The sequence below is a fragment of the Rathayibacter iranicus NCPPB 2253 = VKM Ac-1602 genome, from assembly GCF_003149025.1.
In the GTDB taxonomy this organism is placed as follows: Bacteria; Actinomycetota; Actinomycetes; order Actinomycetales; family Microbacteriaceae; genus Rathayibacter; species Rathayibacter iranicus.
Genome location: NZ_QGDV01000004.1, coordinates 19,900 through 34,790 on the forward strand (window position 1 = coordinate 19,900; position 14,891 = coordinate 34,790).

A 14,891-nucleotide genomic window follows, 5' to 3' on the forward strand; every position below is an offset into this window, starting at 1 on the left:
AGTCAGCTCGGTTGGATGGCGCCGGCGCGGTAGCCCACGCCGCGCACGGTCGTCACGATCCGAGGGTCATCCGGGTCCTTCTCGACCTTCGCGCGCAACCGCTGGACGTGCACGTTGACCAGCCGAGTGTCGGCCTTGTAGTGGTAGCCCCAGACCTGCTCGAGCAGCATCTCGCGGGTGAACACCTGCTGCGGCTTCGAGGCGAGGGCGAGGAGCAGGTCGAACTCGAGCGGAGTGAGACCGATGCGGGTGTCGCCGCGGCGCACCTCGTGCCCGGCGACGTCCAGGCTCAGATCCCCCACCTGCAGCACGGCATTCGCCGCAGCCGACGCAGGACGCAGCCGGGTTTTGATCCGCGCGACCAGCTCCTTGGGGTCGAAGGGCTTGACCATGTAGTCGTCGGCGCCTGACTCGAGGCCCTGCACCACGTCCGCGGTATCCGACTTGGCGGTGAGCATGATGACCGGGGCGCCGGACTCCGCTCGGATTGCGCGACAGACCTCAATGCCGTCGATGCCGGGCAGCATGAGATCCAGCAGGACGAGGTCGGGGCGGGCCCGCCGGAAGGCCTCGAGCGCGCCTGTCCCGTCGGCGCAGAAGGACACGTCGTAGTCCTCTGCGCGCAGGACGATGCCGATCATCTCAGCGAGGGCGGCGTCATCATCGACCACCAGGATGCTCGCGCTCATCGTCCTCGTCCTCGTCTCGGGTCGCGTCCCTGCGCTGACCGCGCGGGCTCCTTCTCGCATCGCATCCCCTGATGGGTGCACGCGGTGACCGACTCAGGCTAACCGACGCGGGACGGGGAAGGGCCGGGAGCCCCCACACCGCTTCGGAGGACGGACAGCGACGGGAGAGGACCGCTCCGGCGAGCCTGTGACAGCATGGGAGAGATGACCGACGCAGCTCCGTGGCCACCGCCCGCAGGCCGCCCTGACGACGCGGACACTCCTGCCCAGGAGGCGGCTCGACACCCTCCTGCCGCCCCCGCTCCGAGGCCCCCCGCTCCAGTGGCACCTGCCTGGTCGCCGGCGTCTCCTGCTGGGGCGTGGTCGGCCGATCTGCGACAGAACTTTGCCCCTGCTCCGGGCTGGACTCCCCCGCCTCGGCCGGGCCTCGTGCCGCTGCGCCCGCTGGGTTTCGGGACGCTCCTGGGTGCGCCCTTTCAGGTGCTTCGCCGGAGCCCCCGGACCACCCTCGGAGTCGCCCTCCTCGTGCAGGGGCTCGGTTCGGTGCTCGCGCTGGCTATTTATGCGCTGATCGCCCTGCTGGCCGTCGGGCGCATCAGCCAGGCGGAGGCGGACGACCGCGACGCCGTGGGGGCCGGCTCCCTCGCCATCGTCATCCTCGCGGCCCTCATCCCCCTCGCCGTCTCGCTCGCGACCGGCGCGCTCGTGCAGGGTGTCGTCGTCCTCGAGGTCTCGCGCGGCGTGCTCGGCGAGCGCGCGACGCTCCGGCAGCTGCTCGGACGCCTCCGCGGCCGCTGGTGGGCGTTGATCGCGTGGACCGTGCTGCAGGGGCTGGGCTACCTGCTCCTCGTCGTGCTGGCGGCCGCTCTTGCGGTGCCGCTGTTCGTCCTCGGCGCGCAGGGGGGCGGCTCGGGCGCGATCATCGGCGGCGTCCTGGTGCTGATCGGGGCGGCGATTGCCGCCCTCATCCTGGGAACCTGGCTGAGCACGCAGCTCGCCCTCGTGCCGAGCCTGATCGTGCTCGAGCGGCTGGGTCTGCGACGAGCCGTCGTCCGCTCCTGGCAGCTCGTCCGGGGCGGATTCTGGCGGACCTTCGGCGCGCTCGCCCTGATGCTGATCATCATCCAGGTGGCGGGTCAGGTCGTGGCGACTCCGTTCAGCCTCCTGATCCCGATCGCTGGGGCCCTGATTGCGCCCACCGACCCGAATGCCCAGCTCGTCACGTCCATCGTTGTCACGATCCTCTCGGTCGCCGTCGGCCTCATCATCGGCGCGGTCGGCTCGGTTCTGCAGTCGGCCCTGACGGGGCTGCTGTATCTCGACCGGCGGATGCGCCGCGAGGGCTTCGACCTCGTGCTGATGCGGCACGTCGAGGAGCGTGCCGCCGGCCGTCCCTCCCCTGATCCGTTCCCCGTGCCGGAGCGCTCGTGATCCGGTCGGCGGTGCCGCTTGACCCGGACGCGGAGCAGGCGCGGAGCCTCCTCCTCGAGGAGCTTGCCGATCCCCGGTACCGCGCGGCCGAGCCGAACCTGTTCGACCGCGTGGTCCAGGCGATCCGCGACTGGTTCGCCGACCTGACTCTGCAGGGCGACGGACCATCGGTGCCGGTCGCCGCCGTGATCGGAGTTCTCGTGCTGGTCGCGCTCGTCGTGGCGGCGCTGCTGATCGCTGGGCGGCCCCGGACAGCACGGCGCAGCACCGTCATGGGGGCGGTCCTGGCCGCAGACGACACCCGCTCCGCGGCGACCCTGCGTGCGCTCGCGGACGCGGCGGCCGCGCGCGGTGCATGGGACGAGGCACTCGTTGAGCGGTTCCGCGCGCTCGTACGCGCACTCGATGAGCGGACGGTCCTGCGCCTGTCCCCGGGTACCACGGCGCACGGCCTGGCGTCGCGCGCCTCCGCCGCCTTCCCCGCCTCCGCCTCGACACTGCGGCGGACAGCGGACGACTTCGACCGCGTCCGTTACCTCGGACTCCCCTGCGGCCCCGCGGAGTACGAGCGGGTCGCCGCACTCGATCGCGAGCTGGCCGCGACGGCGCCCGTCTTCGAGCCGCTCGGCGCCGCTCGATGAGCGTCGACACTGTCTCGACGCCCCGCCTCGGTGCACGACTTCGCCGGGGACGCGTCTGGCTTGTACTGATCGTCCTCGTGGCCGTCGGCACACTACTGCTGACCGTCGCGACAGGGGCGCGAGTGCCCGCTCCAGACCTCGATACCGACAGCGCTGCACCAGACGGGGCCCGCGCCCTCGCCCAGGTCCTCCGCCAGCAGGGTGTGGACGTCGTGCGGGCGGACAACCTCGACTCCGCTCTCACCGCCCTCGGCCCCGGTGCGACGCTGCTCATCGAGGATCCAGATATGCCCCTCGACGAGGCGCAGTACAGCCGACTCGCCCGTGCGTCCGACTCTGTGCTCCTCGTCCGGCCCGGGGCTGCCGCGCTCGACTCGCTGCTGCCGGGAGTCCGTTTCGCCGGCTCACCGGCCGACACCGGCGTCCTCCGTGCTGACTGCGCGCTGCCCGCGGCCGAGCGCGCCGGCACCCTCCCCTCGGGCGGCAGCACGTACCGCGTCCTCGATTCCGGCGCAGTGGGTTGCTTCCCCTCGGGCGACGACGCGTTCGCCCTGGTGAGCGCCGAGGGTCCGGGAGGCGCCCGCATCACGGCAATTGGCGACTCCGACCTGCTACGCAACAGCACGATCACCGAGGAGGGTCGGGCCGCCCTGGCGCTCGGGCTGCTCGGCGGCGAGGAGCGCCTGGTCTGGTACCGCGCCGGTGCCGCCGATTCCCCAGCTGCCGCAGTGGACCCGTCCGACCTCGCGCCCGGCTGGGTGACTCCGGCTCTGCTCCTCCTGGTCGCGGTCTTCATCGCGTCCGCCGTGTGGCGAGGTCGCCGTTTCGGGCCGCTTGCCATCGAGCCGCTACCCGTCGTCGTGCATGCCAGCGAGACTGCCCGCGGCCGCGCCCGGCTCTACGCCCGCGGTGCACTGCGCCTGCGCGCGCTGGACGCCCTGCGCATCGGCACGCTGCATCGCACCGCCTCGCTCCTGGGCCTTGCCCCGGCGACGAGAGTCGACGACATCGTCGCCGTCAGTGCTGCCCGTCTCGAGCGCGATCCAGCTGCGCTCCGCCGCCTCCTCATCGACGACGAGCCCGCCGACGACGGCGCGCTCGTCGCCGCCTCTGACGAACTCCTCCGCTTCGAGAGCGCGCTCCGCGGTGCCCTCTCACCCGCTCCCACCCGACGACCGGAAGGCCCCCTCCGATGAGCGATCCCACCCTCTCCGCACGCCATCACGCGTCGATCCCGGAGGACGACCTGCGCGCTGAGCTGGACCGCGTCCGCGCCGAGGTCGGCCGGGCCGTCGTCGGCCAGGACGGAGCCGTCTCGGGGCTCCTCATCGCCCTCCTCGCCGGCGGCCACGTCTTGCTCGAGGGCGTTCCCGGAGTCGCGAAGACGCTCCTCGTGCGCGCGCTCTCGGTCTCGCTCGGGCTCGACACGCGGCGGGTGCAGTTCACGCCGGACCTCATGCCTGGCGATATCACGGGCTCGCTGGTCTACGACGCATCGACCTCCGACTTCGCCTTCCGCGAGGGTCCGGTGTTCACGAATCTCCTGCTCGCCGACGAGATCAACCGCACGCCGCCCAAGACGCAGGCAGCGCTGCTGGAGGCGATGGAGGAGCGGCAGGTCAGCGTCGACGGGCGCACCCTCGCCCTTCCCGACCCCTTCCTCGTTGCCGCCACCCAGAATCCCGTCGAGTACGAGGGCACCTACGTGCTCCCGGAGGCGCAGCTCGACCGGTTCCTGCTCAAGCTGGTGTTGGAGGTCCCCCCGCGCGACGTCGAGGTCGAAGTGCTCTCGCGCCACGCTGCGGGCTTCGACCCGCGCGACCTCGGTGCCGCCGGCGTGCGGCCCGTGCTCGACGCCGGGCGCCTGCGCGCTGCCCAGGAATCGGTGCGCCGCGTGGGCGCCGGCCCAGACGTGCTCGGCTACATCGTCGACCTGGCCCGCGCCACTCGCGAGAGTCCGAGCGTGAAGCTCGGCGCGAGTCCCCGCGGATCGACCGCTTTGCTCGCCGCCGCGCGCGCCTGGGCATGGCTGAACGGCTACGGCTCGATCACCCCGGACCACGTCCAGGCGATGGTCCTGCCGGTGCTGCGCCACCGCCTCCAGCTCGAGCCGGAGGCGGAGCTCGAGGGCGTCCGCACGGAGGCGGTCCTGGGCGCGATCCTGCAGCAGGTCCGCGTCCCGGTCTGAGCCGTGCACCTCACCGGACGCAGCGTCCTCGTCCTCCTCATCGGCCTCGTGCCGGTCGTCCTGCTGGGTGGCCGGGCCGAGGTTGCCTTCGCCGTACTCGGGCTCTGGCTGCTCGTGTGGGCCGCGCTGATCACGGTCGACATCGCCGCCGCGGGCTCGGCTCGCGCGGTCGCGCTTGACCGGCACATCCCCGACAGGGTGCGGCTCGGCGAGCGCGCCGAGGCCGTCCTCCTCGTTACGAACACCGGCAAGCGGAGGATCACCGGCGTGCTCCGCGACGCCTGGGAGCCCTCGGCCGGTGCCGTGCTGACGCGCTCAACGCTGCGGCTCCCGCCCGGGGAGCGGCGCGCGGTGACGACGATCCTGGAGCCGCGCCGTCGGGGCGAGCGCCGGGCGCTCCACGTCACCGTCCGCTCCCGCGGCCCGCTGGGCCTGGCCGGACGGCAGGCAACGCACGCCGCCGGCGCCTCGGTCCGCGTGCTGCCGGCCTTCCGCTCCCGCCGCCACCTGCCTTCCCGTCTCGCGCGCCTGCGCGAGCTCGAGGGGCGCACCAGCGTGATGATCCGCGGGCAGGGCACCGAGTTCGATAGCCTCCGCGAGTACGTCCGCGGCGACGACGTCCGCTCGCTGGACTGGCGGGCGACGGCACGGCGCCGCGAGCCCGTCGTTCGCACGTGGCGCCCGGAGCGTGATCGGCGGGTGGTCGTCGTGCTCGACACAGGGCGCACCTCCGCTGCCCGCATCGACGACGAGCCGCGGCTGGACACGGCCATCGAAGCCTCGCTGCTCCTGTCCGCCCTCGCCGCCTCGGCGGGCGACCGGGTAGACGTGCTCGCGTTCGACCGCGCCCGGCGCGCCCGGGTGCACGGCGCGACGGGCACGGAGGTGCTCACGCGCGTGGTCGACGCGCTGGCCCCCGTGCAGCCGCAGCTGGTCGAGACCGACTGGGCCGCGGTTCCCGCGCAGGTGCGCGCCCTGGTCTCGCAGCGCTCCCTCGTCGTGCTGCTCACCGCGCTCGACTCGGTGGGATCGGCGGAGGGGCTGCTCGCGGTGCTCCCGCAGCTCACCCGCGTGCACACCGTCGTCGTCGCCTGCGCGCTCGATCCGGAGCTGCAGCGGATGGCCGGAGACCGTCGCGACCGGGCCGCGGTGTACAGCGCCGCCGCCGCAGAGCGCTCCCTCGCCGATGTCGAACGCCTGTCCGCCGCTGTCCGGCGCCTCGGGGGCGATGTCGTCCTAGCTAGCCCCGAGCGCCTGCCGCCAGCGCTGGCCGACCGCTACCTCGCGCTCAAGGCCACCGGCCGGCTCTGAGGGCTCAGGACTCGGCGATGCCGCGCGACCCCGCCTCGAAGCGCCCGAGGTCGCCGGTCTCGCCGGCTCGAGCAGCCCGGCCGCCAACGACAACCATGTAGAGGAGGAACCCGAGCAGGGCGAGCGAACCTATCCCGATCTTGACCCACCACGGCCACGGTGCGGGGGTCACGAAGCCTTCAATCACGCCGGACACCAGCAGAACGAACACGAGCCCGATCGCGACGGTGAACAGGCTCCGCGCGTCCTCGGCCAGCGCCTGGCCACGCGTGCGGGGACCGGGCGCGATCCATGCCCAGAAGATCCGCAGTCCCGCTGCCGCCGCGACGAAGACGGCGGTGAGTTCGAGCTGGCCGTGCGGTGCGATGTAGAGGAAGAACGTGTCGCCCTCGCCCACGTGAAACATCACCGCGATCGAGGTGCCGAGGTTCTGCGCGTTCTGCAGGAGGATGTACGGCACGTAGACCCCGACGATCCCGAAGGCCACGCACTGCGCCGCGATCCAGGCATTATTCGTCCAGACCTGCCCGGCGAAGGATGCGGCCGGATTCTCGGAGTAGTAGTTGACGAAGTCGTCCTGGGCGAAGCGCCGCAGCTGCTCGTCGTCGCCGAGCGCCGCGAGCAGGCGCGGGTCGCCGAGAATCCAGACCGCGTAGAGCGTCGCCACCAGTGCGGTCCCGAGCGCCACGGCCAAGGTCAGCCAGCGGAGCCGGTACAGGGCCGCGGGGAGCGCGAGGACGACGAAGCGCGAGAGGGCCGCGAGCGGCTCCTCCCGGGTGCCGGTCAGCCTCCCCCGCGCGCGCGAGAGCGAGACGGCCAACCGGGTACCGACCGCGGTCGATCCGGCGGTGGAGGAGATTGCTGCGAGATCGGCGGACGCGGCCTGGTAGCGCTCCACCAGCTCATCCGCTTCGCTGCCGCTCAGCCGGCGCTGGCGAGAGAGTTCGTCGAGCCGCGTCCACTGCGGCTTGCGGGCGGTCGAGAGAGCGTCGATGTCCATCTCCTGACAGGATAGCCACCGGCACGCCGCCGCAACCGCGCACTCGGGAGGAGCACCGTGGACGATCAGCGCACCGACCTCTTCGATTCCCCGGATCTGCTGACCGGCGAGGCAATAGCCCTCGAGGTTCCCGTCACGTCGTTCGTCCTGCGCGCGGTCGGAGCGATCGTCGACCTCCTCGCCGAGCTGCTCCTTGCCCTCGGCCTCTTCCTGCTCGTCGCCGCGCTGTCCGGCGACGACGGCCTCGACCAGGCGGCATCCTCGGCACTCGCGATCACCGCGCTCGTCATCTCGGTCGTGCTGGTGCCGGTCGCCGTCGAGACCGGGACGCGAGGCCGCTCGCTCGGCAAGCTCGTCATCGGCGCCCGTGTCGTCCGCGATGACGGCGGCTCGATCGGCTTCCGGCACGCTCTCGTGCGCGGCCTCACCGGCGTGCTCGAGATTCTGATGACCGCCGGCGGCCTTGCGGCGGTGGTCGGCTTGCTCTCGCCGCGCTCCCGCCGTCTGGGCGACGTGCTCGCCGGCACGCACAGCCAACTCGAGCGCGTGCCGACGGCGGAGCCGTTGCAGGTCGAGGTCCCCGAGCCGCTGCGAGGGTGGGCGCTCACTGCTGACGCCGCACGACTTCCGGATGCCCTGGCGCGGCGGCTAGCGCAGTTCCTCCGCCAGCGGCATGGGATGACCGAGCCGTCGCGCTCCTCCCTCGCGGCCGCTCTGGCCGATGAGGCCGCCGCGTTCGTCTCCCCGTTGCCCGACGCCTCTGCCGAGGACTTCCTCGTCGCCGTCGCCGCGCTGCGCCGCACACGCGAGGAGCGCGCTCTGCGGCTCTCTGACCAGCGCCTCGAGCGCTTGGCACCCGTGCTGGCGAGCGCTCCGCCCGGCTTCCCCCAGCGCGACCGCGCCTAGACCTCCAAGGCCGTGCTGCCAGGCGCGTCGCTGCCAGGCGCGTCGCTGCCAGGCGCGTCGAAGCGGACGGTCCGCCAGCCCTGCGGAACCAGGAGCCGCCGGTCATGCGACGCGCAGAGATCGTAGCCGTGGGGATCGGGAGTCGGGCTCAGCGGGCCGACCGCCACGAGGGAGTCGCGGTAGTCGTAGGTGAGGGTCACGGCTGCCTCCGCGCGGCAACCTGTCCGCGAGCACTGCCGTCCGGTCATCGCGCCCACAGTAGCAATAGGCTGAACGCATGTCCCGCGCCCGTCGTCCTGTCGCCCGTCCGGCAGGCCCGCTGCGCGGAGGTTCTCGCGATCGGCACGGGCGGGGCGTCCGCGGCCCGATCACCGGCCCGCTCCTGCCGCCGCTGCAGACCCGCACCGACTTCTTCGAGACGACAATCGGCTCGGCCATCGACTATCTCCGCGGAACCTGGCCACAGGATCTCGTCGGCATCCGGGTGGATGTCGCGGCCACACCGGACGTCGATCCGAAGAGCCTCGACGGAGCGGGGATCGCGCGGTGGAGCGTGGACCGGGCCGCCCGGCGCATCATCCTGTACCGCGTGCCAATCGAACGCCTCGCCAAGCTGCACCGCCGCGACGACTGGCACCAGCGGATGCTGATCGAGAGTTACGTGTTCCGTGCCGTCGCCGAGCTGCTCGGCCGCGACCCCTGGGACCTCTCCCCAGACCGTTTCCGCGGCCTCTGACACCACCACGCGCTCAGCGCGCTAGTGCGAGTAGACCGTGATCGGCGAGGAGAGCGGGCCCGGCGGGACCACGGCATAGGAGGCAATCCCTCCGTCGCGGGCGACCGAGACCGACGCCTGCACGGGCTGGGTGCTCGAGACGACGGCCGAGTCGCGGCCGAGGGAGGTGGAGAGCACGGCGAAGGGGCCCAGCTCAAGCGTGCGCGATTCGCCCGCTGAGGCGATCTCGACAGCGGCGGTCGAGTCGCTACCGTTTGCCAGATGCAGGACCGAATCAACGTCGCCCGCGCTGCCGACGCCGAAGGCTGTCGATGTCGCCGTGCCTGCAACGAACCAGGCGAAATCAGTACCGGCGCTGCCGGTGGACGTCGAGCGAGCCGCGGCGACGATAGGCTGATCGGCGCTGAGCGTGATCCGGTACGAGCCGTCGGCAAGACCCGAGATCGGGACCTCGCCCACCCGGCCGGCGGGCACGACGACCTGGGTCGAGGCGCCCGAGCCGCTCGGGTTCTCGTTCGAGACTTCGACCGAGACCGTACTGTCGCTGTCGCCGGGCACGAGGATGCGCAGGATCGGGACCCCCGCTCCACCACTGCCGTCGTCGCTCCCGGTCTGCGTGGGCGGGGCGGTCGCGGTGAAGCCCGCGATGACCGCGGTTGTGCCAGGACCTGCCGTCGGCCCCGTCACTTCGACGCCCTCGGGAGTGAGCCCTGAGATCGTGCTGCTCTGTATGCTCGCCGCGACCTCTCCTCCGCGGGAGGTCACGTGCACGACCGGCTGGAGGATGCCGGGAGCCAGTCCCGCCAACGGGAGTTCGCGCACGGAGCGAGCGGGGACGACGATGCCCTTCGCTCCGGTGGCCTGGATGGCGCCGTTCTCGCCGAACAGGGTGAGGTCGACGGTAGCGGCGACGGCGCTGGGGTTCGCCAGGATCAGGACCGAGGTTCGGCCAACGTCGGTGGACCCGGCGACCAGCCAGCTGTCGGCGGAGGGCTCGGCGCAACCGCGAGCCGAGAGCCCTGAGACGGTCTCGTTCGCGATGGACTGGACACGGACGCCTCCCGGAGCCGGATCTGCTCCCGCGGGCACGGCGAAACCGACGATGCCGGTACCGGGCGAGGCGACATCGGCCTCTGTGAGCCGGGTCGAACCGGTCGTGGACCCCTCAGGCCACACCGTCGAGGCCGAGCCACCGAACGCGCGAAGCTGCTCGGGCTCGCTCGCGTCGATCAGATCGCCGCCGCAGACGAGCGAGCCGTCCGCGGCGACGGGGGTGATCACGACGCCCTCGGCGGCGCGCGATGCAAGCGGCAGCGGGAGCAACTGCGGGAGGACGACCGCGGCCGCGGCGATCACGACTCCTGCGATTCCGACGGCGCTGCGCAGCGCGGTACGCCGACGATGCGCGGCGGACGGAGTGCGGGCCGGCGCGGAGTGGGCCGGCGCGGAATGGGCCGCGGCGGCGTGCCTGTCTGTCCGAGATCGGCGGGCGGCGGGGTCGGTCATGCGCTTCTCCTGGTCGGCAGGCTCAGACATCGTCGTTCCCATCGTCGAACTGGCCGGTGGCCTCGCCCGGCTCATCGTCGATACCCGCCACTGCGGCTCCCGAGCGGGCGCGCTCGAGCGACATCCCGGTCGGCACAGCCAGCAGGACCGCAACGAGGAAGACGAGCAGGAGAGCGATCGTGTAAGCGACGCCGAACGGGCCGACGACATCCGTTGGAGTCGCCTCGGTCGTGGTGCTCTCCGCGTCGACGGCGCTCCAGAGCAGGCCGTAACGCGTGTCGCCGACCGCCGAGAAGGCGGCGTTGCCATCGAGAGAGACCGCAGCGCGGGCTCGGACGGCCGTCGCAACATCGCCGACCTGCGAACCGGCGGGCTCGGTCAGCACGACAAAGCGCACTCCGAGGCGTTTGAGCGCCGAATCGACGTCGAAACCGGTGCGCGAGACCAGGTTGCCCGCGAGTTCGTTGATCGCGTCGGCAGGCTCAGCGCCGGTCACGACGAGCGTGGACTGCTGATCGAGCGTCGCCCCGGCTCCGCGCTCGAGTCGCGCGAGGATCCCGCCATCGGCCTGGGGGACGAGGACGATCGTGCCGACGCGCGGGTCGGTCTGCGCCTCCGCAGCGACGTAGGCCGGCAGCGAGCGGTCCGATGTCGAGGCGACGGATGCCGAGCCGGTCGGGAACGCGATGGCCAACGGGCCGGCCACGACCGCGACGGCCGCCGTGATGACGAGCGCCGGCACGATCCGGAACGAGGGGACGGCAGCGATCGACAGCGAGAAGCCGATGACCAGTCCGAGCCAGTAGAGGCTCAGCCCCGAGCCGCTCCAGACGCTGATGGCGACCGACCCGGTCGTCGCGACCTGCACACTCTGGGCGAGCGCGGCGGTAAGGAGTCCCGCCGCCGCAACGCCCACTCCGCCGAGCGCCGAGAGATTGTTCGGCAGCAGCAGTGCGGCGAGCGCGGCGACGATCAGCGGTAGGACCAGCACGGCGGTCACGAGCGGCACGGCGGAGGCGCTGACGCCGAGGCCTCCCAGGAACGTCAACCAGGCGCTCGGCAGTCCGCCGGGGACGCCCGCGAGCAGGGTGAGCATGTCAGCACGCCCGGACGGCAGCGGCACACCGGGGTCGGCGAGGATCGCCAGCCAGTCGCTCCGGGGCGCGCGAGCGAGCACCAGCGGAAAGAGCAGCAGGAGGGAGGGAACCGGCAGGCCGAGGAAGCGGCCGACGCTGCGGCCCGCGGTGACCACGACGACGAGCCAGATCACGAGCAGTGGGACGGCGAGCACCGGAGCGCAGGCAACGACCACCGCGGCGAGGATCGACGCGCTCGCCGACGCTGACCACGACCGGTAGGCGCCGAAGCCGGCGAAGAACAGCCACGGCAGCAGCAGATGTACCAGCATCGGACCCGGACGTCCGTCGGCCTGGGCGGCGAAGAACGCCGGAGCCAGCAGATAGACCAGGGATCCCGCAGCCCGCGCGGTGGCGCGCGGGGTGAGTCGCGCGATCATCAGCCAGGCACCCATCGCGGCCACGGGCAGAGCGAGCAGGTACAGCAGAACCATCGAGAGGCTCGGCGACCAGAAGGTGAGCGAGCCGAGCATGGCGAGGACGGCGGCGAACGGATCCGCGGCTCCGATGAATCCGGAACCGAGATCGCGCCAGCCGTAGGCGGCGTTGCGCCAGAGGTCACCGACCGTGGGCGACAGGGTCAGCAACCCGCCGCCGCTGAGGGCGGGCGCGGCAATCAGCGGTGTGTAGAGGACGAGGCCGACGATCGCGGCCACGAGGACGACCCAGACTCCGCCTCCCGAGAAGAAGGTGACGGGATGCCGGTCGCGCCCGGCCTGCACCCGCACCGCGTCGTGGCGCACGGAGCGAAGCTGGCGCACCACGTCGAGCGGGATGCGTAGCGGTGCGATCGCCTTCCAGCCCACGTTCTTCGAGGAGCGCAGGATCCGCCTTGCCCGCAGCACCTTCGTCCCACCGAATGCGACGACGATGGCCGCGAGCAGCTCGCCGCCGACCAATCCGGGCTGCTTGCGCAGGAGCCGAACGACCGCGCGGCCGATCGCCAGCGGCACGAGCGAAAGCCAGTGCAGCAGGACGAAGGCGACGGGCGCATACGCGAGACGTCGGTGCAGCTGGGCAGTGCGGTGCTGCCGCGCGCGGCGGCGCTCCCCGCTGTCGATCCGCCGACCGTCGGGTCGCTGCAGGCCGATCCTGGCGGTGGTGACTCGGGCGTCGGGCACGCGGCTGACGCGGTGCCCGGCGAGGCGCGTGCGGATCGAGAAGTCGAGGGCGTCATCGACGACAGGAAGTCCGGGGTCAAAGCCGCCCAGTTCCTCCCAGAGAGAGTGGCGCACGAGCATCCCGCCTGCGGCGACTGCGAGTACGTCGGGGGTGGAGTCGTGCTGGCCCTGGTCGAGTTCGTCCTCGACGAGGTGCACCGTCGTGCCGTAGTTGGTGACCGATTCGCCGTAGCTGCGGATATAGCCCGAGCGGGTCCAGTCCATGATCTTCGGGCCCGCGACGGCGACCGAGGGCGCTACTTCGACCGCACCGAGCAGCGCCGCGAGGGCGCCAGGCTCCGGGGCCGAGTCCTGCGCAAGCAGCCACAACCACTCGTCTTCGCCGGCCGGCGGCTGCATCACGCGCACGGCGCGAGCGACCGCCTGCCCGAAAGGAAGATTTTCGCTGACCTGGACCAGCTGTGTCGGGCCCCAGGACGCGAGCAGCGCGTCGGTCGAGTCCTTCGAGCCGCCGTCAACGAAGACCGTCGCATCGGGCTGCCGAGTTTGGGCCCGGAGCGCCGTGAGGGTTCGTTCCAGATACGCCGCGCCATTACGCGCAACGAGGACGGCAGTGACTCGTGGATACATCGCGGACCACCCTAAGCGATGCTCGGTCGCCGCCCGCCTCCGGCTCGCCGCCCCGTCGATCTGGCGCGGACCACGTCACCCCACCGCGCGCACCATCAGGAGGACAGCGCTCAAGCCCGGCGGCGCAGCTTGCGGCGCTCGCGCTCGGAGAGGCCGCCCCAGATTCCGAAGCGCTCGTCGTTCTCGAGTGCGTACTCGAGGCACTGCGCGCGGACCTCGCAGGAGGTGCAGATCTTCTTCGCGTCGCGAGTCGATCCACCCTTTTCGGGAAAGAAAGCCTCGGGGTCGGTTTGCGCACATAGCGAGTCGACCTGCCACGAGAGAACCCCGCCGGGCGCCTCGCTCTCGGTGTCGATGCCCGGCCGGACCCCGGGAACGCCGAGGCGTACGGGATCGACGAACCAGTCCTCGGGGACTCCGGAGCGTTGTTCCGGAAGCGTCATACCGTCTCCTACCCCGTTTGCGAACCGATGGACGGCGAGCCACTCCTTCCGGAGCCGCTGCCTAGGTAATTACAGCGGTGTCATTCGTCCAGGTCAAGTCGCGGACTCTAAACCCTCAACCCTCCGTGGAGGGTTCGCGACACACCGGCGTGTCGTGACCGTCAGTTCCGATCAGAGCGCAACCGCTCTGCGGGCTCGCCATGCGCTCTCGACCATTTGGCCCAGAGTGTGGCGCATCTCCCACCCGAGATCGCGGGCGGCGTTCTCGCCTGAGGCGACGATGCGGGGCGGGTCGCCGGGACGACGCGGCGCCACCTCCGGCGTGAAGTCGATACCCGTGCTCTCGGCAATCGCGCGCATGATCTCGCCGACGGAAACCCCGGATCCGCTGCCCAGGTTGTACGCGGAGTCGATCTGCTCGCCCGCGGCCAGTCGGCGTGCAGCCGCCACGTGCGCCAGAGCGAGGTCGGCAACGTGCAGGTAGTCGCGGACGCAGGTGCCGTCGGGTGTCGGGTAGTCATTGCCGTAGATCCGCGGGGGGCGTCCGGCCAGCAGCGCCTCGAACACGAGCGGAAACAGGTTGTGCGGGCTGGTGTCAGAGACGTCCGCGGAGCCTGAGCCGACGACGTTGAAGTAGCGGAGAGAGGTGTGCCGTATTCCGTACGCACGTCCCGCATCCGCGAGCAGCCACTCCCCGATCAGCTTCGACTCGCCGTAGGGCGATTCCGGGCTTTTCGGCGTGCTCTCGGTGACGAGTTCCACGTCGACCGCGCCGTAGACGGCTGCGCTCGACGAGAAGACGATCGACGTGACGCCGGCTCGTACCATCGCCTCGAGGACACGCATCGTGCCGGTGACGTTCTGCTCGTAGGTGTGCAACGGTCGCTGGACCGAGACTCCGGCGTACTTGAAGCCGGACACGTGCACGACACCCTCGATGTCGTGCTCCGCGAACACTCGGTCGAGCAGTGCCTCATCGAGGATCGACCCCTGATGGAACGGGACCCCCTCCGGTACGAACGTGGCGTGCCCCGAGGACAGGTCGTCGAGCACGACCGGTTCGATCCCCTGCTCCGAGAACGCGCGCACCACGTGCGCGCCGATATATCCGGCTCCTCCGGTGACCAGCCATGCCATGCGCATCCTCCTTCGT

The 14,891-nt window shown here is 71.6% G+C and carries 14 protein-coding genes; 7 read left to right on the forward strand and 7 right to left on the reverse strand.

Features of this window, described 5'->3' with window-relative positions; genetic code table 11:
* Window positions 1–2: 2 nt before the first annotated feature.
* Window positions 3–689, reverse strand: coding sequence for an MtrAB system response regulator MtrA (gene mtrA / locus B0H03_RS05995; RefSeq protein WP_104264906.1), 687 nt, complete (start codon window positions 687–689; stop codon window positions 3–5).
* A 429-nt stretch (window positions 690–1,118) separates the two neighbouring features.
* On the opposite strand from mtrA, the gene B0H03_RS06000 reads away from it, so the two are divergent.
* From B0H03_RS06000 to B0H03_RS06020, 5 genes are read left to right on the forward strand one after another with little or no spacing between them, the layout of a single operon-like run.
* Window positions 1,119–2,120, forward strand: coding sequence for a DUF7847 domain-containing protein (locus B0H03_RS06000; RefSeq protein WP_104264907.1), 1,002 nt, complete (start codon window positions 1,119–1,121; stop codon window positions 2,118–2,120).
* Entirely contained in the window at window positions 2,117–2,761 is a 645-nt protein-coding gene (locus tag B0H03_RS06005; RefSeq protein WP_104264908.1) for a DUF4129 domain-containing protein, read from the forward strand. The genes B0H03_RS06000 and B0H03_RS06005 overlap by 4 nt, the downstream gene beginning before the upstream one ends.
* A complete protein-coding gene (locus B0H03_RS06010; protein ID WP_104264909.1) occupies window positions 2,758–3,957 on the forward strand; it encodes a DUF4350 domain-containing protein in 1,200 nt (399 codons plus the stop codon). The genes B0H03_RS06005 and B0H03_RS06010 overlap by 4 nt, the downstream gene beginning before the upstream one ends.
* Entirely contained in the window at window positions 3,954–4,949 is a 996-nt protein-coding gene (locus B0H03_RS06015) for an AAA family ATPase (protein WP_104264910.1), read from the forward strand. Before B0H03_RS06010 ends, B0H03_RS06015 begins: the two co-directional genes overlap by 4 nt.
* A 3-nt stretch (window positions 4,950–4,952) precedes the next feature.
* On the forward strand, window positions 4,953–6,260 hold the full coding sequence (locus B0H03_RS06020) for a DUF58 domain-containing protein (protein WP_104264911.1): 1,308 nt from the start codon (window positions 4,953–4,955) through the stop codon (window positions 6,258–6,260).
* Between the two features lie 4 nt (window positions 6,261–6,264).
* Here B0H03_RS06020 and B0H03_RS06025 read toward each other — a convergent pair whose 3' ends face one another.
* Window positions 6,265–7,260 (reverse strand): stage II sporulation protein M, encoded by a 996-nt coding sequence (locus B0H03_RS06025; RefSeq protein WP_104264912.1) that lies wholly within the window; start codon window positions 7,258–7,260, stop codon window positions 6,265–6,267.
* Between the two features lie 57 nt (window positions 7,261–7,317).
* Here B0H03_RS06025 and B0H03_RS06030 point away from each other — a divergent pair, with 57 nt between their 5' ends.
* Window positions 7,318–8,166 (forward strand): RDD family protein, encoded by an 849-nt coding sequence (locus B0H03_RS06030; protein WP_241560424.1) that lies wholly within the window; start codon window positions 7,318–7,320, stop codon window positions 8,164–8,166.
* Here B0H03_RS06030 and B0H03_RS06035 read toward each other — a convergent pair.
* Window positions 8,163–8,414, reverse strand: a complete 252-nt coding sequence (locus B0H03_RS06035) for a DUF3499 family protein (RefSeq protein WP_127843947.1) — start codon at window positions 8,412–8,414, stop codon at window positions 8,163–8,165. The two genes, B0H03_RS06030 and B0H03_RS06035, sit on opposite strands and share 4 nt — an antisense overlap.
* Window positions 8,415–8,443: 29 nt before the next feature.
* Between B0H03_RS06035 and B0H03_RS06040 the strand changes: the two genes are divergently transcribed.
* A complete protein-coding gene (locus B0H03_RS06040; RefSeq protein ID WP_104264914.1) occupies window positions 8,444–8,902 on the forward strand; it encodes a metallopeptidase family protein in 459 nt (152 codons plus the stop codon).
* A 21-nt stretch (window positions 8,903–8,923) separates the two neighbouring features.
* Here the strand turns inward: B0H03_RS06040 and B0H03_RS06045 are convergent, their stop codons facing one another.
* The 4 genes from B0H03_RS06045 to galE form a co-directional block, all read right to left on the reverse strand.
* Entirely contained in the window at window positions 8,924–10,408 is a 1,485-nt protein-coding gene (locus B0H03_RS06045) for a DUF5719 family protein (protein WP_104264915.1), read from the reverse strand.
* Between the two features lie 22 nt (window positions 10,409–10,430).
* Window positions 10,431–13,295, reverse strand: a complete 2,865-nt coding sequence (locus tag B0H03_RS06050) for a glycosyltransferase family 2 protein (protein ID WP_104264916.1) — start codon at window positions 13,293–13,295, stop codon at window positions 10,431–10,433.
* Between the two features lie 110 nt (window positions 13,296–13,405).
* On the reverse strand, window positions 13,406–13,738 hold the full coding sequence (locus B0H03_RS06055; protein ID WP_104264917.1) for a WhiB family transcriptional regulator: 333 nt from the start codon (window positions 13,736–13,738) through the stop codon (window positions 13,406–13,408).
* 171 nt (window positions 13,739–13,909) lie between these two features.
* Entirely contained in the window at window positions 13,910–14,875 is a 966-nt protein-coding gene (gene galE / locus B0H03_RS06060) for a UDP-glucose 4-epimerase GalE (RefSeq protein ID WP_104264918.1), read from the reverse strand.
* Between the last annotated feature and the right edge of the window lie 16 nt (window positions 14,876–14,891).

Excerpts from the sequence above, each read along its gene's own strand:
- mtrA (WP_104264906.1), bottom strand. The coding sequence starts at position 689 with ATGAGCGCGAGCATCCTGGTGGTCGATGATGACGCCGCCCTCGCTGAG.
- B0H03_RS06010 (WP_104264909.1), top strand. The coding sequence starts at position 2,758 with ATGAGCGTCGACACTGTCTCGACGCCCCGCCTCGGTGCACGACTTCGC.
- B0H03_RS06015 (WP_104264910.1), top strand. The coding sequence starts at position 3,954 with ATGAGCGATCCCACCCTCTCCGCACGCCATCACGCGTCGATCCCGGAG.
- B0H03_RS06025 (WP_104264912.1), bottom strand. The coding sequence starts at position 7,260 with ATGGACATCGACGCTCTCTCGACCGCCCGCAAGCCGCAGTGGACGCGG.
- B0H03_RS06035 (WP_127843947.1), bottom strand. The coding sequence starts at position 8,414 with ATGACCGGACGGCAGTGCTCGCGGACAGGTTGCCGCGCGGAGGCAGCC.
- B0H03_RS06040 (WP_104264914.1), top strand. The coding sequence starts at position 8,444 with ATGTCCCGCGCCCGTCGTCCTGTCGCCCGTCCGGCAGGCCCGCTGCGC.
- B0H03_RS06045 (WP_104264915.1), bottom strand. The coding sequence starts at position 10,408 with ATGACCGACCCCGCCGCCCGCCGATCTCGGACAGACAGGCACGCCGCC.
- B0H03_RS06050 (WP_104264916.1), bottom strand. The coding sequence starts at position 13,295 with ATGTATCCACGAGTCACTGCCGTCCTCGTTGCGCGTAATGGCGCGGCG.
- B0H03_RS06055 (WP_104264917.1), bottom strand. The coding sequence starts at position 13,738 with ATGACGCTTCCGGAACAACGCTCCGGAGTCCCCGAGGACTGGTTCGTC.
- galE (WP_104264918.1), bottom strand. The coding sequence starts at position 14,875 with ATGGCATGGCTGGTCACCGGAGGAGCCGGATATATCGGCGCGCACGTG.